Source organism: Fusicatenibacter saccharivorans, assembly GCF_027667425.1.
Classification (GTDB): Bacteria; Bacillota; Clostridia; order Lachnospirales; family Lachnospiraceae; genus Fusicatenibacter; species Fusicatenibacter saccharivorans.
The window spans coordinates 141,710-164,456 of record NZ_JAQEGR010000004.1 but is presented as its reverse complement, the minus strand read 5'-3'; the positions used below and the strand labels follow the sequence as shown (position 1 = coordinate 164,456).

General features: G+C 47.6%; 21 protein-coding genes. 4 read left to right on the top strand and 17 right to left on the bottom strand.

Annotated features, from left to right (window positions below; genetic code table 11):
• Positions 1-151: 151 nt before the first annotated feature.
• Complete coding sequence (gene pepF, locus PGS38_RS05310) at positions 152-1,963, bottom strand: oligoendopeptidase F (protein WP_118594989.1); 1,812 nt, start codon at positions 1,961-1,963, stop codon at positions 152-154.
• A 203-nt stretch (positions 1,964-2,166) separates the two neighbouring features.
• Between pepF and PGS38_RS05305 the strand changes: the two genes are divergently transcribed.
• From PGS38_RS05305 to PGS38_RS05295, 3 genes are read left to right on the top strand one after another with little or no spacing between them, the layout of a single operon-like run.
• The gene (locus PGS38_RS05305) at positions 2,167-2,544 is read left to right on the top strand and encodes a GntR family transcriptional regulator (protein WP_118594990.1); all 378 of its coding nucleotides are present in this window, start codon (positions 2,167-2,169) and stop codon (positions 2,542-2,544) included.
• The gene (locus PGS38_RS05300; protein ID WP_118594992.1) at positions 2,537-3,235 is read left to right on the top strand and encodes an ATP-binding cassette domain-containing protein; all 699 of its coding nucleotides are present in this window, start codon (positions 2,537-2,539) and stop codon (positions 3,233-3,235) included. Before PGS38_RS05305 ends, PGS38_RS05300 begins: the two co-directional genes overlap by 8 nt.
• Positions 3,229-4,062 (top strand): hypothetical protein, encoded by an 834-nt coding sequence (locus PGS38_RS05295; protein ID WP_118594993.1) that lies wholly within the window; start codon positions 3,229-3,231, stop codon positions 4,060-4,062. The genes PGS38_RS05300 and PGS38_RS05295 overlap by 7 nt, the downstream gene beginning before the upstream one ends.
• A gap of 73 nt (positions 4,063-4,135) precedes the next feature.
• Here PGS38_RS05295 and PGS38_RS05290 read toward each other — a convergent pair whose 3' ends face one another.
• From PGS38_RS05290 to PGS38_RS05240, 11 genes are all read right to left on the bottom strand, one after another.
• On the bottom strand, positions 4,136-6,400 hold the full coding sequence (locus tag PGS38_RS05290) for a glycogen/starch/alpha-glucan phosphorylase (RefSeq protein ID WP_055227980.1): 2,265 nt from the start codon (positions 6,398-6,400) through the stop codon (positions 4,136-4,138).
• A gap of 168 nt (positions 6,401-6,568) precedes the next feature.
• The gene (locus tag PGS38_RS05285) at positions 6,569-7,603 is read right to left on the bottom strand and encodes a LacI family DNA-binding transcriptional regulator (RefSeq protein ID WP_055227979.1); all 1,035 of its coding nucleotides are present in this window, start codon (positions 7,601-7,603) and stop codon (positions 6,569-6,571) included.
• A gap of 98 nt (positions 7,604-7,701) precedes the next feature.
• Positions 7,702-9,183 carry a 4-alpha-glucanotransferase gene (gene malQ, locus PGS38_RS05280; RefSeq protein ID WP_118594995.1) on the bottom strand — a complete coding sequence of 494 codons (1,482 nt, stop codon included), beginning with the start codon at positions 9,181-9,183 and terminating at the stop codon, positions 7,702-7,704.
• Between the two features lie 439 nt (positions 9,184-9,622).
• On the bottom strand, positions 9,623-11,281 hold the full coding sequence (locus PGS38_RS05275; protein WP_118594997.1) for a sensor histidine kinase: 1,659 nt from the start codon (positions 11,279-11,281) through the stop codon (positions 9,623-9,625).
• A 9-nt stretch (positions 11,282-11,290) separates the two neighbouring features.
• Positions 11,291-11,962 (bottom strand): winged helix-turn-helix domain-containing protein, encoded by a 672-nt coding sequence (locus PGS38_RS05270; RefSeq protein ID WP_022462258.1) that lies wholly within the window; start codon positions 11,960-11,962, stop codon positions 11,291-11,293.
• 3 nt (positions 11,963-11,965) lie between these two features.
• A complete protein-coding gene (gene phoU, locus PGS38_RS05265; protein ID WP_117804708.1) occupies positions 11,966-12,610 on the bottom strand; it encodes a phosphate signaling complex protein PhoU in 645 nt (214 codons plus the stop codon).
• Position 12,611: 1 nt separating this feature from the next.
• Positions 12,612-13,364 (bottom strand): phosphate ABC transporter ATP-binding protein PstB, encoded by a 753-nt coding sequence (gene pstB, locus PGS38_RS05260; RefSeq protein WP_022462256.1) that lies wholly within the window; start codon positions 13,362-13,364, stop codon positions 12,612-12,614.
• A gap of 20 nt (positions 13,365-13,384) precedes the next feature.
• Positions 13,385-14,287: a phosphate ABC transporter permease PstA gene (pstA, locus tag PGS38_RS05255; protein ID WP_242857201.1), complete on the bottom strand. Its 903-nt coding sequence runs from the start codon at positions 14,285-14,287 to the stop codon at positions 13,385-13,387.
• Positions 14,277-15,131, bottom strand: a complete 855-nt coding sequence (gene pstC, locus PGS38_RS05250; RefSeq protein WP_442859837.1) for a phosphate ABC transporter permease subunit PstC — start codon at positions 15,129-15,131, stop codon at positions 14,277-14,279. The genes pstA and pstC overlap by 11 nt, the downstream gene beginning before the upstream one ends.
• A 189-nt stretch (positions 15,132-15,320) precedes the next feature.
• Complete coding sequence (locus PGS38_RS05245) at positions 15,321-16,277, bottom strand: substrate-binding domain-containing protein (protein ID WP_118697652.1); 957 nt, start codon at positions 16,275-16,277, stop codon at positions 15,321-15,323.
• A 390-nt stretch (positions 16,278-16,667) separates the two neighbouring features.
• The gene (locus tag PGS38_RS05240; protein ID WP_243108917.1) at positions 16,668-17,804 is read right to left on the bottom strand and encodes an aldo/keto reductase; all 1,137 of its coding nucleotides are present in this window, start codon (positions 17,802-17,804) and stop codon (positions 16,668-16,670) included.
• 358 nt (positions 17,805-18,162) lie between these two features.
• Between PGS38_RS05240 and PGS38_RS05235 the strand changes: the two genes are divergently transcribed.
• The gene (locus PGS38_RS05235; RefSeq protein ID WP_118697651.1) at positions 18,163-19,251 is read left to right on the top strand and encodes an MFS transporter; all 1,089 of its coding nucleotides are present in this window, start codon (positions 18,163-18,165) and stop codon (positions 19,249-19,251) included.
• A gap of 73 nt (positions 19,252-19,324) precedes the next feature.
• Here the strand turns inward: PGS38_RS05235 and PGS38_RS05230 are convergent, their stop codons facing one another.
• From PGS38_RS05230 to tsaE, 5 genes are all read right to left on the bottom strand, one after another.
• A complete protein-coding gene (locus tag PGS38_RS05230) occupies positions 19,325-20,323 on the bottom strand; it encodes an alpha/beta fold hydrolase (protein WP_119188500.1) in 999 nt (332 codons plus the stop codon).
• 46 nt (positions 20,324-20,369) lie between these two features.
• Complete coding sequence (locus tag PGS38_RS05225) at positions 20,370-20,612, bottom strand: hypothetical protein (RefSeq protein ID WP_022462249.1); 243 nt, start codon at positions 20,610-20,612, stop codon at positions 20,370-20,372.
• A 168-nt stretch (positions 20,613-20,780) separates the two neighbouring features.
• Positions 20,781-21,236, bottom strand: a complete 456-nt coding sequence (gene rimI / locus PGS38_RS05220; protein WP_179965869.1) for a ribosomal protein S18-alanine N-acetyltransferase — start codon at positions 21,234-21,236, stop codon at positions 20,781-20,783.
• Positions 21,233-21,985, bottom strand: a complete 753-nt coding sequence (gene tsaB, locus PGS38_RS05215) for a tRNA (adenosine(37)-N6)-threonylcarbamoyltransferase complex dimerization subunit type 1 TsaB (protein WP_117804712.1) — start codon at positions 21,983-21,985, stop codon at positions 21,233-21,235. Before tsaB ends, rimI begins: the two co-directional genes overlap by 4 nt.
• Before the next feature lie 117 nt (positions 21,986-22,102).
• Complete coding sequence (tsaE, locus tag PGS38_RS05210; RefSeq protein ID WP_022462246.1) at positions 22,103-22,522, bottom strand: tRNA (adenosine(37)-N6)-threonylcarbamoyltransferase complex ATPase subunit type 1 TsaE; 420 nt, start codon at positions 22,520-22,522, stop codon at positions 22,103-22,105.
• Positions 22,523-22,747 lie beyond the last annotated feature (225 nt).

The following is a 22,747-nucleotide window of genomic DNA, read 5'->3' as shown; positions in this document are numbered from 1 at the left end:
CTTAATCGCAATTTTTTTTCATATCCCAGTTTTCTATTTTTATTCCGTAATAATATTGTAACATATTCAAAAACTTTTTCAAGGGAAAAGCGCGCCAAACTTTGTATATTTTTCACACATATTTCCATTGTTTTTTATGCACTTTTAACTTTTACTCTTCTTGTGCCGTAAGCTTCTCCAGTTCCTCCACATAAGAAGCAAAGACATCCAGTGCCTCTTCCACCGGCTCCGGCTTTGTCATATCGACGCCGCAGATTTTTAAAAGGTCGATCGGATCCATCGAGCAGCCACCGCTTAAGAACTGTTTGTACTTTTCCACAATGCCCGGTTCCCCAGCCAGGATTTTGCTGCTGATCGCAATCGCAGCGGAAAAACCCGTTGCATACTGATACACGTAGAACGGCGTGTAAAAATGCGGAATTCTCGCCCACTCCAGCGCAATCTGCGGATCTGAAATCATATCCGGTCCGAAATATTCCTTATTGATCGACAGGTACAGCTCGGAAATGCCATCTGCGGTCAGTGTGCCGTCCTCTGCCATTTTCTCATGAATCCGTTTTTCGAATTCTGCAAACATAGTCTGACGGAATACCGTTCCCTTAAACTGGTCCAGGAAATAATTCAGCAGGAAAATTTTCTCCTCTTTTTCCTTCGCATGCTCAAGCAGATAGCGGATCAGCAGAGCCTCATTGCAGGTTGATGCCACTTCGGCAACAAAAAGACGGTACTCTGCATACGTATACGGTTGTGTATGGTTGGAATACCAGGTATGCAGCGAATGACCCATTTCGTGCGCCAGGGTAAAGACAGAGTCAATGTTTCCGTCAAAGCTCATCAGCACATACGGATGAGAATCGTAAGATCCCCAGGAATAAGCGCCGCTGCGTTTTCCTTCATTTTCGTAGACATCAACCCAATGCTCTGAAAATCCTTTTTCCAGCAGTGCCACATAGTCCTCACCAAGCACAGCAAGTGCTTTCTTTACAATCTCGGTCGCCTGCTCATACGTATACTTCTGTTCGTACTTTTTCGTCAGAGAAACGTATACATCATACATATGAAGCTCTTCTACCCCAAGAAGCTTCTTGCGCAATGCCACGTAACGATACATGGCCGGCATTTTTGCATGAATTGCCTCAAGCAGCTTGTCATAAACCGAGACCGGTATATTTCCGCCATCCAGCGACGCTGCCAGAGCAGACGGATACTTCCGCACATCTGCGAAAAACGCTGCCTGCTTCAGATTTGCGCCAAATGTTGCGGCAAGCATGTTTTTGTGTTTTTCATATTCGGCATAATATTTTTCAAACGCCTCTTTTCTCACACGGCGGTCCTTCGACTGTAAAAATCCGATAAACGTACCATGGCTTAACGGAACCTGATTTCCTTTGGCATCCGTGACCGGTGAAAATCTGAGGTCTGCATTTGAAAAAGCTGAGAAAATCTGATCCGGGCTGGCTGCCATCTCTCCGGCTTTTGCAAGAACAGCCTCCATTTCCGGTGAAAGAATATGCTCCTTTTTTCGGAAATTTTCTTTTAATACGCGGTCATACAGACGGAGTGGTTCATACGTCTCTTCAAATTTCGCAACCGTTTCCTCATCGAGCTCCAGAATTTCCGGTTCCACAAAGGAAGCTGCGTCTGCGAGAACCGCCATCATGCTGTCCATCTTTCCTGCATATCCCTGATATTTCTGATTTCCCATGTCCTGATGGTATTTCTGACTTGCATATACATACAGGCTGGAAAATACACGACTGATTTCGTCCAGATCCGAAAGGACACGGTACAGTGCTTCTGCACTTTCTTTCATGGTTCCCTGTCTGGAACGGAATGTCTCAATTTTTTTCTCGATTTTCCGCTCTGTTTCTTCAAATGCCGCATCGCTGGCAAACAGGCTGGAAAGATCCCAGCAGTACGCCGGATCCATCTCTTCTCTTTTTTTCAGTTTAATTTCTGCCATAATTCTCCCTTTCATCCGTCCTTTCAGGCGGAACGATTCTGCGGTCTTTCTTCTAATTTTATTGTGCCGCACTTATGGTTAGTTTACCACAGTTTTCCCTCGAAATCTAAAATTTTTTCTTAAAATTCTTGACAAATCCCTAAAGCGATTGTATGATTGTATTATCAAATTAATACAGTAGTACAAAAGGAGTGAACGCCATTATGCCATGGAACCTCGATTCCGCGCGGCCGATCTATCTGCAGATCATCGAGCGGGTCCAGATGGACATTGTTACCGGACAATATCAGCCGGGTGACAAGCTTCCGTCCGTCCGCGATCTCGCGCAGGAGGCCGCCGTCAACCCCAACACAATGCAGAAAGCCCTCTCCGAACTGGAACGCAGCGGACTCATTTATTCCCAGCGAACCAGCGGACGCTTTATCACAGAAGATAAGGAGTTAATTCATCAGATGAAACAAGAACTTGCCGCCGCAGAAGTATCTGCTTTTGTTGCCCATATGAAACAGCTCGGCATTACACCGGAGGAAATCCTGCAGTTACTCGCAAAAACCATGGAGGAGGAAGAAAATCATGCCTGAACTTGTAACGTGTAAAGATCTTACGAAGCGCTTTGGAAATCATACCGCACTCGATCACATCAATATTTCCCTGGACTCTGGAAAAATCATCGGACTGCTCGGTCCGAACGGAAGCGGAAAAACAACCCTGCTAAAACTGCTGAATGGTCTGCTTACGCCAAGTGAAGGGGAAATCTGTATCGACAACAACCATCCCGGTATTGAGACAAAAAAAATTGTTTCATATCTGCCGGATAAAATGTATCTCGGCAGCTGGATGCGCGTCTCGGATCTTTTGACCTATTACAGCGATTTCTTCGACGATTTTGATACTTCCCGCGCCAACGCCATGCTGGAATCTTTAAAAATCAGTCCGAAGGATCGCTTAAAAACCATGTCAAAGGGAACAAAGGAAAAGGTACAGCTTATTCTTACCATGAGCCGCCGCGCAAAGCTGTACTGTCTCGATGAACCGATTGCAGGCGTTGACCCGGCTGCGCGCGATTATATTTTATCGACGATTTTAAACAATTACGACCCGGACGCATCCATCCTCATTTCAACCCATCTCATCTCAGATGTCGAAAATATTCTGGATGAAGTCATTTTCATTCAGGAGGGCCAGTTAAAACTGCACGCCTCGGTTGAGGATATCCGGATGCAGGAGGGTGAATCGATTGATTCTTATTTCAGGGAGGTATTCAAATGTTAAAAAAATGTCTGAAACATGAGTGGAAAGCATGCTGGAAAAACATGGCGCTGCTGAACGGTGCTGCCATTTTCATGGGCGCTCTCGGAGGCTTCGGATTCCTCTTTTCCCAGATTTCTGAGCTGCCGGATCTGCTGATCGTCCTCTATCTGTTTGCGTACGTTTTGATTGTGATCGCCGCATCCGTCATGACACAGGTGCTGATGATCCAGCGCTACTATAAAAATCTTTTTACCGACGAAGGGTATCTGACCAACGTCCTTCCGGTATCGGCAACGGATCATATTCTCTCCAAAATGCTGGTTTTCGGCGCATGGAGCATCTTAAACGCACTTTCCGTTCTCGCTTCCTTCGCTTTTTTGCTTCTGCCGTACGCAATCCGGTATTTTACCGCAAACACCCTGCTTTTTTACAACAAGGCCATGACCTTTTCCGATTTTCTGTCCTATCTCTGGGCACAGATTACCGGTGTTGCCGATGCTGCTTTTTCCCTGATCGGCATCACGAACCACATCGGTATGGCACTGTTTTCCATCGTTGGCTTCTTCGCTTCGCTGTTCTTTGGCATTCTTCTGTTCTATGCCGCCATCAGCATCGGAAGCCTGGTATCCAGCCACAAAATTCTGACGGCTGTCCTCTCTTACATCGGCATGACTACCGTGATCCAGATCTTCGGCGGAATCAGCATCGTCCGTGTTTTCCAGGACTCCACACCGACTGCTGTGGTTACCACATCCTCGGTTTCCACACTTATCATCACCGTGGTGCTCTGCGTTGTTCTGTTCCTGATCTGCCGCTATATCTTAAGCAGACGGCTGAATCTTTCATAAAAATTGCATTAAAAAACGCCGCCGCGGACGAACCGAATCGTCTGCGGCGGCGTTTTGTATGCATGTTCTGCACTTATGCCAGATGCCAGATATCCTCGTTGTACTGTGCAATGGTACGGTCGGAGGAGAAGAAGCCTGCTTTTGCGATGTTGATCAGGCACTTCTTGTTCCATGCATCTTTGTTCTCGTAGTCTTTGTATACTCTTTCTTTTGTCTTGATATACTCTTTCAGGTCGAGCAGCGTCATGAACCAGTCTTTGTTCAAGATCTCTTTGTAGAGTCTCTCCAGGCAAACCTTGTCGCCGATAGCAAGAAGCTCATCGCTGACGATGAAATCAACCAGCTTTGCAATCTCCGGATCTTCGTCATAGATGTCTTTTGAGCAGTAAGCAGCATCTGCGTACAGGTCGATGACATCCTGCGGTTTCTTTCCGAAGATGTAGATGTTCTCTTTTCCGACAAGATCGCCAATCTCAACGTTTGCACCGTCTTCTGTTCCAAGCGTCAGGGCACCGTTCAGCATGAATTTCATGTTTCCGGTTCCGGAAGCCTCTTTGGATGCCAGGGAGATCTGCTCGGAGATATCTGCTGCCGGGATCACCTTTGCAGCTTTTGATACGTTGTAGTTCTCAAGCATAATCACTTTGAAGTACGGGCTTACCTCAGGATCGTTATCAATCAGCTCCTGCAGGCACAGGATCAGATGGATGATATCTTTTGCGATGATATAAGCCGGTGCAGCCTTTGCACCGAATACCATGGTGATCGGGGTTTTCGGCTTGTTGCCGCTCTTGATATCCATGTATTTGTAAATAGCGTACAGGGCGTTCATCTGCTGGCGTTTGTACTCATGAAGACGTTTTACCTGTACATCGATGATGGAATTTTCATCCAGCGCGATATTCTGTGTCTCATACAGGAACTGTTTGAGATCCAGTTTGCGGTTGTGTTTGATCTCCTCAAGTTTTGCAAGAACCTTCTTGTTGTCTTTGTATTTGAGCAGTTTTTCCAGCTCGTCGGCATCTTTTTTGAATCCCGGTCCGATCAGGCTCTCGATATACTGTGCCAGTTCACGGTTGCAGTGCAGCAGCCAGCGGCGGAAAGTGATTCCGTTTGTCTTGTTGTTGAATTTCTCCGGATAAATATCGTAGAACGGTTTCAGCTCGGAGTTTTTCAGGATCTCGGTGTGCAGTGCTGCAACGCCGTTAACAGAAAATCCGTAGTGGATATCCATGTGTGCCATGTGGACGCGCTGATCCTTGTCGATGATCGCTACTTTCTCATCTTTGTATTTCTTCTTTGCCTGTGCGTCCAGCTCGTGGATAATCGGCATCAGGTGCGGAACAACCTCCTCGAGGTAATCGATCGGCCATTTTTCCAGTGCCTCTGCCAGGATGGTGTGGTTGGTGTAAGCACAGGTCTTGCTTACAACATCGATGGCTTCCTGCATGGTAAAGCCTCTCTCCTGCAGCAGACGGATCAGCTCCGGAATGACCATGGACGGATGAGTATCGTTGATCTGGATCACAACGTGATCATACAGCTTATGCAGATCGTAGCCCTTCTGCTCGCACTCCATCAGGATGAACTGTGCGCCGTTGCTGACCATGAAATACTGCTGGTAGATACGAAGCAGCTGTCCGGCACGGTCGCTGTCATCCGGGTAGAGGAACAGTGTCAGGTTTTTCTGGATCTGATGCTTGTCAAAGTTGATGCTGTCTGATGGAACGATACTCTCGTCTACCGTATCTACATCGAACAGATGCAGACGGTTACAGCCATTGTTGTAACCCGGTACGTCGATATCATACAGGGTAGAATGCATTGTGAAGTTTTTATACGGAACTGCAAAGGATACCGGCTGTCTGACGAGCCAGCTCTCATTTGTGATCCATGGATTTTTCACTTCTTTCTGTTTGTGGTCGACCAGAAGCTGGCGGAACAGACCGAAGTGATAATTAAGGCCGATACCGTCTCCCGGCAGGCCAAGCGTTGCGATAGAATCAAGGAAGCATGCTGCCAGACGGCCGAGACCTCCGTTTCCAAGGGACGGCTCCATTTCCATCTCCTCGATCTCGGTCAGCTCTCTTCCGTGAGCTGCAAGTGCTTTTTCAACTTCCTCGTACATGCCAAGGTTAATCAGGTTATTGGACAGCAGTTTTCCGATCAGAAACTCTGCTGAAATATAATACAGCTTCTTACTTCCGGTGTTTCTTTTGCGACCTGCCATCTCCTGTTTGGTGATAACCATCAGGGCTTCAAAGATTTCGCTCTTTGTGCAGTTGTCCAGATCTCTTCCAAAACGCTCTTTTAAGATTGCCTGAATTCTTTCTTCCATTTTTTTCTCCTCGTATTGCTGTGGATAAATTCCCACAGTGTCATTTAGTTGCGCTGCCATTCCAGATTTCCTGCAATTGGCAGCTTTCGCAGTTCCATTCAAAGCTTTTCCCTGAATGGGACGGTTCACTTCTGAATCACTTTTGGGGGCAGCGAAACAGCAAATATTTTACTGCTGCGCGATCCGCGACTTTGTGGATTCCCTTACGACGAGTTCCCCATCGTATACTTTGCTGCAGGGTTCTTCTTTTCCTGAAATTAAGGAAAACAGCATCTTCGCCGTCTCTGCGGCAAGCTGCTCCACCGGCTGGCGGATCGTTGTGATACTGGGTATATAATACTCTCCCGCATCAATTCCGTCAAATCCGGCGACGGAAATGTCATCCGGCACGGTAAGCCCTGCCTCTTTTAAGGCACGGCACGCACCGATTGCCAGCGTATCCGCGGTGGCATACAGTGCGGAAAACTCCGTCTTTTTTTCCAGAATTTCTTTTGTTATCTTGTACCCTGTGGCGAAAGAGTACGTATCGTCCTTCGTCATATGAAATACCAGATCAGGGTCATAAGGTATCCCATGATCCAGTAAAGCCTGGCGGTACGCATTCAGACGGAGGCGTCCGATACTGATGTCGTCCTCGCAGGCGGTAATGATGGCAATGCGCCGGTGCCCAATGCTGCAGAGATAATCTACCATCTTGTAGCTTTCCCTGTAGTCATCGACCGATACGCTCGCGCACGGTTTTCCTCCGTCTGAAACCGCCCCGATTGTACTGATTACATACGGAACCGGGATCTGCGCCATTTTCTCATGCGGATGCGTAAAGTTTCCGCCCAGGAAAATGATGCCGCGCAGCCGTTTTTCTTTGACGATCTCGATCGCGGAGTCTACCTCATTTGCCTTTTCCTCTACTCGCTCAATAATGCAGGCGTATTTCTTTTTTCGCACAACCTCTTCAATCACACTGATCATGTTGTTGAAGAACATGTTGTCCATGCCTTTTACCAGAATGGCAATCGCTTTGGCATTCGACCGCTTCAGGTTTCTGGCACTGTTGTTCGGTACGTAATTCGATTCAGCAATCACCTTTAAAATCATCTCTTTTGTTTCCGGATTGATGTCCGGATGATTGTTCATCGCTCTCGATACGGTACTCACGCCTACCTTACATTTGCGGGCAATGTCCCTGATTGTTACCTGTTCCATATTCTGCAGGCCTCTCCTTTAAACTCTGTACCTGTTCTGCCGGAATCTCTTCCGGCTTGTTTTCCCGGCCTGTTTTGCTTTCTCTCCGGCGCGTATTTTTATTTTGCAATACGTGCTGTAATCTGTGTCAGCCGATGAATTCTCTTTGCCATTTCCGGTGTAAACTGTCCCGGAAGCAGGCGCCATTTCCAGTTATTTCCAAGTGTGGACGGATAGTTGATTCTTGCCTCCGTTCCAAGACCTAAAAATTCCTGCATCGGAGTGACAGCCAGATTTGCCACGCTCTCCATTGACATGCGAATGAAATCCCACGGGAGTTCCTCGTCGGTACTCTTTGCATTTCCCATATACTCTTTGGAGAATTCGCGGTCTTCCTCACTCATGACATAATACCATCCAAGAATGGTATCATTGTCGTGCGTTCCGGTGTAGACAACACAGTTTTTCTCGTAATTGTGTGGCAGATAATCGCTCTCCTCACGGGAGTCAAAAGCAAACTGCAGCACCTTCATACCCGGATAGCCGGATTCTTTCACCATTTCGATCACGCTCTCGGTAAGATATCCCAGGTCTTCTGCGATGACATCCACATCGCCGAGCTTTTCTTTGACGGTGTTGAATAGATCCATGCCCGGTCCTTTTTCCCAGTGGCCGCGCTCTGCCGTCTGATCACCGAATGGGATGGAATAATATTCATCAAATCCGCGGAAATGGTCGATGCGGACAGTATCGTACAGTTTAAACACGTGAGCCAGACGTAACAGCCACCATGCATAACCTGTGCTCTTATGGTAATCCCATCTGTATAACGGGTTGCCCCAGAGCTGTCCGGTTGCGGAGAACGCATCCGGCGGGCATCCGGCAACTGCTTTTGGCTGGTTGTCCTCATCAAACTGGAACAGAACCGGATTTGCCCAGGTGTCGGCGCTGTCAAATGCAACATAAATCGGAATATCACCGATAATACGGATACCCTTTTCATTTGCGTAAGCTTTCAGTGCTTTCCACTGTTTCAGGAACATAAACTGCTGGAATTTGTAAAATGCAATCTCCTCGGCAAGTTCTTCCCGTTTCTGATTCAGTGCTGCTTCTTCTCTGTCCTTTAATTCTGCCGGCCACTCACTCCAGCTGATTCCGCCGAGTGCATCCTTAATCGCCATATACAGCGCATAATCTTCCAGCCAGTAACCATTTTCCGATACAAATGCATCATATACGTCATCTGCCGCAAATCTTTCAAATGCTTTTCTGAGTACTTTGAAACGGGACAGATAAATCTTTTCGTAATCAATATACTCTGCATTGTCACCGAAATCGCACGCATCACACTCTTCTTCTGTCAGAAGTCCCTCTTTTACCAGGGTCTCCAGATCAATAAAATATGGATTTCCTGCAAAAGTAGAGAACGACTGGTACGGCGAATCTCCATATCCCGTCGGTCCAAGTGGAAGAATCTGCCAGTAGCTCTGGCCGGCCTCCTCCAGGCGATCCACAAATTCATATGCTTCTTTCGAAAAACATCCGATTCCATATCGGGACGGCAGCGAAGCTACCGGAAGTAAAATACCACTTGCTCTCATTTTTTAACCCTTTCTCCTTGTCGTTTTTTCTATCCATCCGACCCCACAAATACATAATTCCTGTTCACGGATACGCAGCAAATTTTAACTTATGCAACCCCTATAGCCAGCTCATTTTGTTTCGTAAAAACAGGGCTGTCGGTATCTCGTCTGTATTTCCGGAAACGGTGTCGGTAACGTTTCCGGAACTCGTTATATTTACAATACCATACTCTGCATCAAAAAACAACCCCCAACCCCCTTATCATATTTACCAAATATTGAATACTCTGTTTATTCAAAACAACGAATTTGCATTTTTGTAACGATGCAAAGCCATACATAAAAAGACAGCATGCGGGGACGGAACCGCTTTGGTCACTTAAAAATCATGAATTTTTCAAGCCTCCCATATAGGTTCTGTCCCCGCATGCTGTCTTTTGCGGTATCTGTTTTTCACTTAAAACTCCAGAATAATCTTTGTTCCGGTTCCAAGTGTACTCTCAATTTTAATCTTCGCATCATGAAGAATCGCTCCATGCTTCACAATGGAAAGTCCAAGTCCCGTACCTCCCGTTTCACGGGAATGACTCTTATCTACACGATAGAACCGTTCAAAGATCCGCTCCTGATCTTCCTTTGCAATTCCGATTCCGGTATCTGCCACAGATACCACTGCCCGTCCGTTTCTTCCGCGGGAAACCGTCACTTCGACCTCACCGTCCCTGCGGTTGTACTTGATCGCATTGTCGCAGAGATTGTAGATCATCTCATAAAGAACCTGCCGTGCACCTTTGATCCGGCAGCTCTCTCCTCTCAGTGTCATCTTCACCTGCTGCTCCTTTGCCCGTATGGAAAGATGTCCCTCGACATCACGGCAGATCTGCATCAGATCCACTTCCTCCATCGGGATTGACTGGTCGTTTTCGTCCAGTCTGGACAGCTTGATAATATCCTCGACAAGAGAGCTTAACCGGCTCGCCTCACTGTGGATTCTGCCCGCAAATTTGGGAATATCCTCCGGTTTTACCATGTTATTTTCGATGATCTCCGCATATCCGGAAATCGACATCAGCGGTGTTTTCAGCTCATGTGACACATTGGCAGAAAACTCACGGCGCATCACCTCGGCTTTCTGTTTTTCCGTCACATCCAGCACCAGGATGACCGCACCGGATACAACACGGTCCACACGCACCGGATTTGCAAGAAGCTGATAGACTCTTCCATTTATCTCCAGCATCCGTTCCTCGGAACTGCCCTCCAGCGCATGATCCAGTGCCTCCTTCAGCTGCTCGTTGCGGCTGACTGTCACGATATTGTGGTTAATGCACTCCTCCGCTGTCACATCAAACAGATTCTGTGCCGAACGGTTGATGGAAAGTACGACCGACTGGTTTGTCACGATCAGACCATCCTTCATATATTCCGTGATGGCAAGATACTCCTCCTGATTATGGCGGAGCTCCTCCATCTGCTGCTGAATCTGCTTCTGCTGCTGATGAATTCTTCCAAGCAGCGGACTCAATTCCTCATACGCTTTGTTGTCCAGCGGATGATTCAGATCAATCTCATTGATCGGCTTTACAAGCGCCTTTGTCATATGGCTGACCATCAGCAGCTCCACGACAAGGACTGCCGCAATCAGTACAACCACCAGCCATATATTCCGCAGCATCACACCGAACACACTGTCTGTTGTCAGGGAAACACGGATGATTTTTCCATTGTCCAGGCGCAATGCCGTATAATATGTTTTGCTCCGCAGGGTCTCGGAATAACGGGAAATATTGCTTTCCCCGGTCTTTTCCGCCTCAATCACCTCCGGCCGCCCGGAATGGTTTCCCATCATGTTCTCATCCTCGACCGAATCAAACAGAACGGTTCCGTCCGTGTCAATCAGGGTAACCCGGCTTGCCGTAATCTTGCCGGCCGGTTTATCCAGACTGTCATCACCCATCTTGTCCAGAAAATACCTGTAATACTCACATTCATTTCTCACCGAAACACGAAGCTGCTCCGCCGTATTGTTGTACATTGCCCAGCTCATGGTGAAAAAAGTCAGGATAATCGCAGCGATAATCAACGCTCCCGCATGTTGAAAGACTTTTTTACGCATCTTACTTTCTCAGCCTCCTATCCGGTATCCCACGCCGCGGACCGTCTCGATCAGCTCGCCGCATTCGCCCAGCTTCTGGCGGAGTGTACGCACATGAACGTCTACCGTACGGGTTTCTCCGTCAAAATCATAGCCCCAGACATGGCCGAGCAGACGGTCTCTCGTAAGGACAATTCCTTTATTTTCCATTAAAAATTTCAGCAGTTCAAACTCTTTTAAGGTCAGGGTAACCTTCTCCCCCTTGGCCAGAACCTGGTGCTGCTTTACCTGAATCTGCAGATCCCCGGTCTCCAGCACATCGTTTTCCTTCTCTTCTTTTCCGGCGCGACGCAGCACGGCACGTACCCTTGCGATAAATTCCATCATACCAAACGGCTTGGTAATATAGTCATCTGCTCCGCAGTCCAGACCCATGACCTTATCATATTCAGCGCCCTTTGCCGTTACCATAATGACCGGAATTTCTTTTGTTACTTCCGATGCTTTGAGGCGTGAAAGAATTTCAAGCCCATCCTCTCCCGGAAGCATGATATCCAGAAGGATCAGGTCCGGAAGCTGTTCTGCAATAGCTGCATTCAGCTCTTTTCCGCTTTCCAGGCCTCTTGCGGTAAAACCACTCGATTCCAGTGTGTATACGATCAGTTCCCGTATATTTCTTTCATCTTCCACGCAGTAGATCATCTGTTATTCCCCTTTATGGTGACCGTTAATGGAGTACACAACCCATTCCGCAATGTTTGTTGCATGGTCACCGATTCTTTCATAATATTTTGCAATCATCAGATAGTCCAGAGACTGGACATCTGTGGTAATTCCCTTTCGCATACCCTGCAGAATTTCATCCTTTACCTCGTCAAAAAGATCATCCACGATATCATCGGAATCGATAACCTCCCGTGCAAGCTTCAGATCCTGCTTAACGTATGCATCGATGCATTTTGTTACCATAGAAGCTGTTGCTTTCGCCATATCCTTCAGACGGATGCTTGCATCCGGCACATCAAGACTCGTTACTTTTACGATATCCGCAATATCTGCTGCCTGGTCTCCGATCCGCTCCATATCGGTAATCATTTTTAATGCCGCAGATACCTGACGCAGATCACGTGCTACCGGCTGCTGCTGTAAAATGATGCGGAAGCAGAGATCCTCGATCTCCCGTTCTTTCGCATCGACAACCTGGTCTTTTTTGATAATCTCTTCTGCCGCTCTCTGGTTTCCCTCCAGCAGAACCTCATACGTCCGTCCGATTGCCTGCTCGCAGAGTGCGCCAAGCTCAATCAGCTCCGTGTGCAGAATTTCCATCTGCTGCTCAAATCTTTCCCTCATATCAGCCAAACCTCCCTGTAATGTAATCCTCTGTCCGTTTATCCTTCGGCATGGAGAAGATCTGTTCGGTCTCTCCGTATTCTACTACCTCGCCTAACAGGAAAAATGCGGTTTTGTCGGAAATTCTGGCTGCCTGCTGCATATTGTGGGTTACCATGACAATAGTATAATCTTTTTTCAATTCTACCGCAAGATCTTCGATTTTGGAAGTAGAAATCGGATCCAGTGCTGAGGTTGGTTCGTCCATCAGAAGAACCTCCGGCTGTACGGCAAGAGCACGCGCAATGCAAAGACGCTGCTGTTGTCCGCCGGACATGCCAAGTGCGCTTTTCTTCAAACGGTCCTTCACCTCATCCCAGATTGCCGCCTGTCGAAGAGACTGCTCCACAATATCATCCAGCTTCGCTTTGGAACGGACACCATGGGTTCTGGGGCCATAGGCAATATTGTCGTAAATGCTCATCGGGAACGGATTTGGTTTCTGGAATACCATGCCGACCCGTTTTCGGAGTCCGTTGACATCCATTTTTCCGCCGTAGATGTTTTCTCCGTCCAACAGCATTTCACCGGTGATCCGGCAGCCCGGAACGAGATCATTCATTCTGTTGATGGATTTTAACAGGGTCGATTTACCACAGCCGGAAGGTCCGATAAAAGCCGTCACTTCATTGGCATCAATGCTCAAGTTGATATTTTTTAATGCATGAAAGTCTCCGTAATAAAGATCCATATTGGATACATCTATTTTGCTCATGTTTTTTCCTCGTCTCTCTTTTATTTCTTTGCAATTTTCTTCGCAATCATTCCGGAACAGCCGTTGATCAGAAGGACAATCAGCATCAGGATGACGCCGGTTGCATACATCTGATTCATATAAAGGCCTTCACTGGAAAGTGCATACATATGAACGGCAAGGGTACGGCCGGAATCCATAAGGCCTGCCACCTTTGCAATCGTTCCTGCTGTGAAAAGAAGCGCTGCCGTCTCTCCTACGACACGGCCTGTCGCAAGAATGACACCGGAAAGAATGCCGGGTACGGCAGATGGAAGAACAATTTTAAAAATCGTACGAAGCTTTCCGGCTCCCAGTCCAAAGCTTGCTTCCCGATAGGAATCCGGAACCGATTTTAAGGCTTCTTCTGCTGTTCGCATAATCAGCGGAAGAATCATGATGGCAAGGGTACAGGCACCGGACATCATCGAGTATCCCATTTTCAGGGTTTTCGTAAAAAACAGCATACCGAACAAACCGTAAACAATCGACGGAATACCGGAAAGGGTCTCTGCCGTAATCCGGATCAGCCCAACCAGTTTTCCGCGTTTGTTGGCATATTCAACCAGATAAATCGCCGAGAAAATGCCGAGGGGCGCAGCAAGCAGAAGGGAAAGTACCGTCATCGTAACAGTGTTGATGATCGCCGGAAGCATCGTAACATTCTCTGTATTATAGGTCCAGGCAAACTGCTCCAGTGTCAGGTTTTTCACGCCACGAATCAGAATGAATCCAACCAGGAAAACCAGAACGGCAAGTGCAAGAATGGCTGCTCCCCAGGTAATTCCGGTCAGCACGGAGGAAAAAACACTTTTGTGATACGTAACCTTTGTTCTTTCTTTTTCTTTTGTATTTATTTTTACAGCTTCCATTGTATTTACAGCTCCATTTCCTTTAATCACCATAATGTACCCTCCGGTTCAGCATAGACACCGATAAATTGATCAGCAGGATAAAGACAAACAGCACAACACCCGTTGCAATCAGCGCTTCCCGGTGAAGTCCGGATGCATATCCCATCTCCAGTACAATATTGGCTGTCATGGTACGAAGGCCTTCTGTGATTCCTTTTGGCATACGAGGCTGGTTTCCGGCAATCATAATCACTGCCATCGTCTCTCCGATGGCACGTCCGATGCCAAGCACGATACCTGCCAGGATTCCGGATTTTGCCGCCGGAACAACTGCAAAGAAAACGCTCTGGGAATGCGTTGCACCAAGGCCAAGGCTTGCTTCATAGTAGGATTCCGGAACACTTGTAATGGCGGATTCTGTTACACCGACCACGGTCGGAAGAATCATAACGGCCAGAAGAATAGATGCCGTCAGCATTGTGTTTCCGTTTTTGCCGGTCAGCTGTGCCATCAACGGGACGATCACAACCAGTCCGAAAAATCCATATACGATAGACGGAATACCGGCCATCAGGTTAATACCTGATTTGCAGATGCCGTAAAACTTTTTCGGACAGTAACGAGAAAGAAACACCGAAGTAAGAATGGCAACCGGCACACCCATCAGGATTGCAAGACCGGTCACGCAGATACTGCCGACAATCATCGGCAGGATGCCGAAAATGTTGTTTCCCGGTTTCCACATGGTACCGGTCAAAAATTTCAGCGGTCCGATTTTAAAAATGGCAGGAACGCCATTCATAAACAGGAAAATGCAGATCAGTGCAACAGCCAGCACGGAGCAGCATGCTGCAATCAGAAATACAATTTTCATGATTGTTTCTCTTAGTTTCATAAGATAAATCCTTTCCTTTCATTGTTTCGCGGAGCGTGTTTGAAAAAGACTTTCGTTTTTTTCTTACGAACTGCTTTTTCAAGCACGTTCCGAAAGACAGCTTCTTTTTCTGAACATTTTCGGATACGGAAGTAAGAGCGATTTTCCATTGTTCGCCCTTACTTCTTTTTCCATTGCTTTATACATTCTTTATTTTACATCTGCCCAGTCGGTTGTGTCGCCAACATAGATGCTCTTTACCTGATCGCTGGTCAGCCCATCGGTCGGGTTCTCTTTGTTTACGATGACAGCAATACCGTCGGTTGCGATTACGGTTGCGGTAAGCCCTGAGGATTTCTCCTCATCCTTTAAGTCACGGGATGCCATACCGATGTCGCAGAGACCGTCGCTTGCGGAAGTGATACCTGTTGTGGAGTCGCTCTGCTGTACTTCGATGTTAGCGTTTGAATTTACTTTTGTATAAGCCTCTTTTAATTTTTCCATCAGTGGTGTTACAGAGGAAGATCCTGCTACCACAACCTTTTCACCGCTGCAGCTTCCTTCGTAGGCTTTGGTATCTTTGATTGCAATATATCCGTCATCTGAAACAACCTGCTGTCCGTCGGTGCTTAAGATGTAGTCCATGAAATCCTGCGCATCTGCGGAAAGACCGTCTTTTGTTACAATGTTGAACGGACGGCTTACTTTATAGGAACCGTTTTCTACGTTCTCTGCGCTTGCCTCTGCTCCGTCGATTTTCAGTGCTTTGACTTCATCATTTAAGGATCCAAGGGAGATATAACCGATTGCGTACTGGTTACCTGCCACTGTGCTCATCATAACGGAAGTATTGTTGGTGATCTGTGCATCAACGGTGGTATTATCCACTTTCTCACCTGCATCGTTTTTCTCTTCTACACCGAACAGCTCGATGAATGCACCTCTGGTACCGGAACCATCCTCACGGGAGATCACGCTGATCTGTCCGGAAAAATCTCCGCCTGCTGCGGTGCTGTCACCGTCTGTGCTGCCATCTGCCTCTGTTGCAGAAGCCTCTTTTGTAGTGTCTGCTGTGGAAGAACTGCTGCTATCGCTGCTTCCACATCCTGCAAGCATTCCTGCAGCCATCATTGCGGTTAAGGTGATTGCAATTACTTTTCTCTTCATAATATTCTTTTCTCCTCTTTTCACACGGGATTTTTGTGATTTCTATTTTGTAAAATCGCAATCCCGACGTTTTTTACATTTCGTTTTTACAGGTTTCATCATAACAACGGCGTGTAAAATGCAAAATCTCAGAGATGTTAAGTTTATGTAAAACATGAGTTTTTTCTTTTTTACATTCCATTTTTCCGGTCGTAAACCGCTCCGTCACATCTCTCGCAAGTGGCACATTTTTTCCGCGCAGTGCAATCCTGCCCAAAGGATCTTTTTCTCCGCAGGAAATTCCAACAAGATTTCCCATAGAAAAAAAGGCTCCCCGGAATACTCTTTTTTCAGAGTATTCCGGGGAGCCTTTTTCTAAAGCATATGCAAAAGCGGATATTCGCAATCCTCTTATTCCGTCACCGGCACGTCAAGCTTTTCGGACGCTTCTTTTAACAGGTCAATGATCGGCAGATGCTGCGGGCATACACTCTCACACTGACCGCACTGCACGCAGTCTTCTGCTTTTCCCGATGTTTCCAGCAGCTTTTTATAATAATTTTTCGCGCGGTCTTCTTCTCCATACAGGCGGATGGTATTCAATGCCTTGAACACATCCGGAATCGCGATTCCCATCGGACATCCGTCGCAGCAGTAACGACAGGCGGTACATGGAACCGCCGGACTCTTTTTCAGCGCTTCCTGTGCTTTGGCGATCACTGCTTTTTCTTCCTCGTTTAACAGTACAAAATTTCGGAAGGTTTTGATATTATCCTCCATCTGTTCCTCGTTTGACATACCGGAGAGCACGGTTGCAACACCCGGGAGGGAAGCCGCAAAGCGGAGTGCCCAGGACGCAATCGATGCATCCGGATGAACGCGTTTCATCTCTGCTTCAATCTCTTTGCCTGCTGATGCAAGGGAACCGCCCTTTACCGGCTCCATAACAAGGAACGGCATATCGTATTTCCGAAGCACCTCATACAGACGTCCGGACTGGATCAGCGGATTGTCCCAGTCAGCATAGTTCATCTGGATCTGGACAATTTCAACCTCCGGATGCTCGGAGAGAATCTTGTCAAGCAGCTCCGGCGTTCCGTGGAAGGAGAAACCAAAGTGTTTGATCAGTCCCTCTTCTTTTTTCTTCTTGGCCCAGTTGAAACAGTCGTATTTCACATAGCCTTCATAGTTTGCGCCGTCTTCTACGCTATGCAGCAGGTAATAATCAAAGTAGCCTGCTCCGGTGCGCGCGAGCTGATCGTTGAAAATGCGGTCACGGCCTTCGATGCCCTCGTCCATCATCCACTGCGGAAGTTTGGTTGTCAGAGTAAAGCTTTCTCTCGGATGACGCTCTACCAGCGCTTTTTTCACGATGCTCTCCGATTTTCCGCCGCAGTACATATAGGCGGTGTCAAAATAGTTCATTCCGGAGGCAAGGTACGCATCGACCATTTTACAGATCTGCTCCAAATCCAGTTCTCCGTCCTTCTCCGGAAGGCGCATCATGCCAAATCCTAATTTCGGCATTTTTGTTACATCTACACTCATGTTAAAATATCCCCTTTCTTTTCCGCAGAAAACCTTCGTTTCCTCAGTATTGTTGAAAAAATTGTAGCATTAAAGTATACTTGAAAGTCAATAGTTTTTTTTATTTTTGTCAAAATTTTTCTTTGACTTTTTCCGTTTCCGGTGGTATTCTGATAAAAAATTATGATTACAAAAGGAGTAGCACTATGATCTGGAAAAACCAGTTTCTTCACCTCACAAATGGCGATGTTTCAGCTGTTTATGGGGATAGTGCGCTCTTTTTTAAGTAAACTTCACATCTTGTATTCTTAAAATCACACAGAAAATGCACGTATCTCCCCATCAGAATTTTACTATATTTTGACAAGGAGATTTTTTTATGTCTGAGAAAAATACCAGAAAACAAATACGAACTTTATATCTTATGACCACGGTCGGCTATTTTCAGATTGCGGCGGCTTCGTGGGTTGCACTGCTCGCACTCCGTGGATTTTCGCTGCTGCAGATCGGGATGCTCGAAAGTATTTTCCATATCGTGAGCCTCTGCTTTGAACTCCCCTCCGGCGTTGTCGCCGATGTTTTCGGGCGACGGAAAACGCTGATTGCAAGTCAGGTGGCCGCCCTGATTTCCGGTACGCTGATGATTTTTTCCACCGGCTTTGCCACAACGGCGCTTGCGCTTGGATGCAGTGCGCTCAGCTATAACCTTGCATCCGGCACACGGGAGGCACTTGCGTATGACAGTCTGAAGCAGAACGGGGACGAAGGATTTTATGCCCGTTTTTCTTCTACCGAAATGATGCTGTACCGTATCACCAATTCCACCGCAACGCTCTGCGCAGGCCTTGCCCTGTGGCTGGGATACCGGCGCGCGTATGCGATTGATCTCTTCTTCGGGCTGATTGCGCTTGGCATTTCATTCCGCCTTACGGAAGTAAAAACGGACGCAACACCAGTTCATTATCCTGTTGGACAGGAAATCTTTTCGGTTGTGCAGGAAAGCTGGCAGTTTCTTGTCCGTGAGAAAAAAGCAAGAAATATTATGCTGGTGAACGCACTCATCGGTGCCGTTTCTACGCTGGTTCTCTTCTTTTTACAGGCGAAGCTGCCACTCACCGGCATGAACAGCGCGCTGCTTGGACCTGCCCTCTTCGTGATGGGACTCGGCGCGGCACTGGGATCGCGGATGACGGCATACTTTCACAAATACCGCTACCGCGCGATTCTGCTGTTTGGCACGATCGGTGTACTTTTCGCCTTTCTTATGAGCTTTACCGGACTGCCGGCCCTTATGGTCTTCGGCGGATTTATCGGATCCTTTTCCGATGATTTTCTTGAAGTCCGGACCGATATTCTGCTCAATGACATGATCCCGTCCAGGCAGCGGGCGACGCTGATGTCGGTGAACTCGTTTGTCTTTTCTATGATTATGATCGTCCTTTCCACCGTATTTGGATGGATCATGTGATCGTCAAAAATTTACTTTCATTGAAAAACGCTCATCAGTTTTTTTGCTGATGAGCGTTTTTTTCAAAAAATGATCAAACACCGCCGCTCCCTGCCGGAACGCCGTCCGGGGTCTGCGGAGGTGTGCTTCCCCCCTCCACATTCTCCACCACTTTTTCTTTCTTCAACCACTTCCAGACATCGCCATATACGTGGTACTTCTCTTTCTCGTTCAGTATTTCATGCCGCATTCCCGGATACAGCTTTCCTCTGACATTGCGGTACCCGATCAGCCGCATATGGTCGATGGATTTTTTAAAGCGCCGCACATTCACATAACACGGATCATCCCCGCCGGACAAAAACAGCACCGGCAGCTTCCGGTTTGTGCAATGCCATCCATGAAATCCATACGTCTCCTTCAGCAGATCATTCAGCGCAAAAAAAGCATCATCCGAAAACGTAAAGCCACAGAGCGGATTTTCTTCATACTCCCGCACCACCTCCGGGTCCGAACAGCACCAGGCGAACCGGCTCTTCTCATCCGCAAACCGCGCCGCAAACGATCCAAACGACATCGCCTCCAGAAGATTGCTCCGATGCCCATCCCCGAGCACCGCCGCTTCCGCGTGTCCTACAGCCGCCCCCAGCGGCCGCAGATAATTTTTGCTCGGCGAACCGCACACAATCAGCGCATCCAGCTCCTGGTCGTGTTCCTTCGCGTATGCGCGCACAACCAGGGATCCCATACTGTGTCCCATCAGAACAAACGGAAGATCCGGGTACTTCTTCTTTGCCCACTTCGTGACAAGAAACAGATCCTCCACAAGTCCTGCGCCGCCTGCGCCGTACATAAATCCGAGGTCCTGCTCCGACTTCACACTCTTTCCGTGCCCGCGGTGATCATGAATCACACACACTACACCGTGTTCCGCCATAAACTCCATAAACGGCAGATACCGCTCCTTGTATTCGCTCATTCCATGGCTGAGCTGCAGAAGCGCCGTCCGCTGTACGCCCTCCTCCGGCTCCACCACAAGCCCGTCAAGCATCAGTCCATCCACCTTCGACTGAATCGTAAAACCTCTTTGCATTGCACCTTCCCCTTTCTTCCAGAACGATGCCGAACTGCCCGAAATTCTAAACCTCCGTGTCCTCCGAAATTTCCGGCGGAACCGCAAACGACAATGTAATCCGATCGTAGCACTCCTCGCACAGATCAAACTCATGCTTTTCCAGGTCCTTCCCGGAAAAGTACCCCCACGTCGTGTCGACCGAGCAGATCCCCTCCAGCAGCATTCCATTCTGTATTTTCATGCTTTTTCCGCAGCAGTTACACACCGCCGCTTCCAGCTCATTTGTGTTTTTGTTGTATTTCCGCATTTTTCTTCCTCCCGTGTATCAAAAAACGTTTCTTTCTTCGTTCCTGACACAAAACAGAAATCAGATTCTCCTGTGTCCTGTCGATTGTAACACATCTTTCCCGCCATTCCTACTGGGAATGAAAGGAAAGTCCTGTGCGTTAAATGCGTATACAATAACAATTTCTCTCTACCTCTTCGGAACCGATTCATCCGTCCGGCTCATCAGCACCGCATCCTCCTTTGGAAGATCGTAGTACCCCTTCCTGAGGCCGTCCTGCACAAAGCCAAGACTCTCATACAGATTCCGCGCCGGCGTATTGCCGATGCGCACATCCAGATGAATCACGCGCACCTTTCTCTCCTGCATCCGACGGAACAGCTCTTCCATCAGTGCACGGCCGATGCCGCGTCTTCTCGCTTTTTCTGCCACGCAGACATTTGTGATCTCACTCTCATCAAAGGAAATCAGGATTCCGAGATATCCTAAAATTTCACCGTCCTCCTCTGCTACAAGAAACAGTGCGTCGTCACGGATCAGAAATGTAAAAAATCCGGTTTCTGTCCACGGAATCGAAAAGTTGGCCTCCTCAATCGGCATCACCTGCTCCAGATCATCGATCTGCATTTCACGGATTGTGATCATTCGCTTTTTTCTCCGTTCTCCTGTTTTTTCACCACATCGGCATGCTTCACAGATTCCCGCTCCGCTCTTTCACGCTCCGCCTGCGATTTTCTCAGGTATTCCGGCTCGTGCTCTTCTGCCGTCTGAATCTTACCTTCTTTGTAATAAACCTCAGCCAGTGCTCCGACGGCTGCCGCTCTCTGGCGGTTGACGTGTGCCGGTGCAAAGGAAAACGGAATCGTCAGCAGTGCCTCTAATTTTTCCCGGTAAACCGCAACGCCGTCCCCGAGGAAAATCACTTCGTGGTCGAGGCAGTTCAGGCCCTCCGCCAGTGCCTCAATGCTCATCGTATCCTGTTCCCAGACCGTATCGAGACGATGATCCGTGTAGCAGTAAACTCCGGTATAGACCTGGTTTCTTCTCGCATCCATGATCGGGCAGACAAATTTGTTAGTATCCCAGATATTGTACGCGATTGCCGCCGTCGTTGGAATGGAAATCAGTGGTTTTTCAAGTGCCAGACCAAGTCCCTTGGCTGTTGCAGAACCGATGCGAAGACCGGTAAACGAGCCCGGACCTCCGGCAACTGCAATCGCATCGATCGTCGAAAGATCCAGCTCTGTCATGTTCGAGATTTCATCCAGCATCGGAAGCAGAGTCTGGGAATGTGTTTTTTTATAATTTACGGTGTATTCCGCAAGCAGTGTGTCATTTTCAACAACAGCCACCGAAGCCACCAGGCCGGAGCTGTCCAGTGCAAGTATTTTCATAATTTTTTGTTTCCTTTCCGATATTTCCTTCCTGTGCAACTCATTTTGGCAGTCTGCCGGAAACAGGAATCTTTACGATTTCCTTTTGTTTTTCCACCACATTCAGGATTTTTTCTTTTATTCCACCGTAATTTTCCGGTAATCAAACCCTTTTTCGAGGTCTTTTTCTATCGTAATCGAAATCGCACCCTCCGGGATCAGCTCTTCAATCAGTTCTGCCCATTCGATCAGGCAGACACCCTCACCGAAAAAGTAATCATCGTATCCGATTTCTTCCATTTCTTCTATATCACCGATCCGGTAAACATCGAAATGATAAAATGGCAGGCGCCCTTCGGTATATTCCTGAATAATGGTAAATGTAGGACTGTTGACTGCCTCTGTGATGCCAAGTCCTTTTGCAAAGCCCTGCGTCAGAACGGTTTTTCCAACACCAAGGTCTCCGTTTAATGTATAAATCTGGCCCGGCTTCGCCGCTTTTCCCAGCTTTTCGCCAAGGGCAAGCGTCTCCGACGCAGAATTTGTTTCTATGATCATATGCTTTCTTCTCCTCTTTTTCTGCCTATCATTTTAACACAAACAAAAAGGTAATACAACCGCAGAACGAAACCGCTTTTCCTTGTGCTTTTCCTTGCTTTTTCTATCTGTTTTCGCTATACTATGTATCAGAGTTTCGCGGCCCAAAAACGTCCCACTCCTGTTTTTTCGGCCCGGAAAACGCGGTAAAACACGCTCTGCGCTTTTGTCCGCGTAAATCAAAAA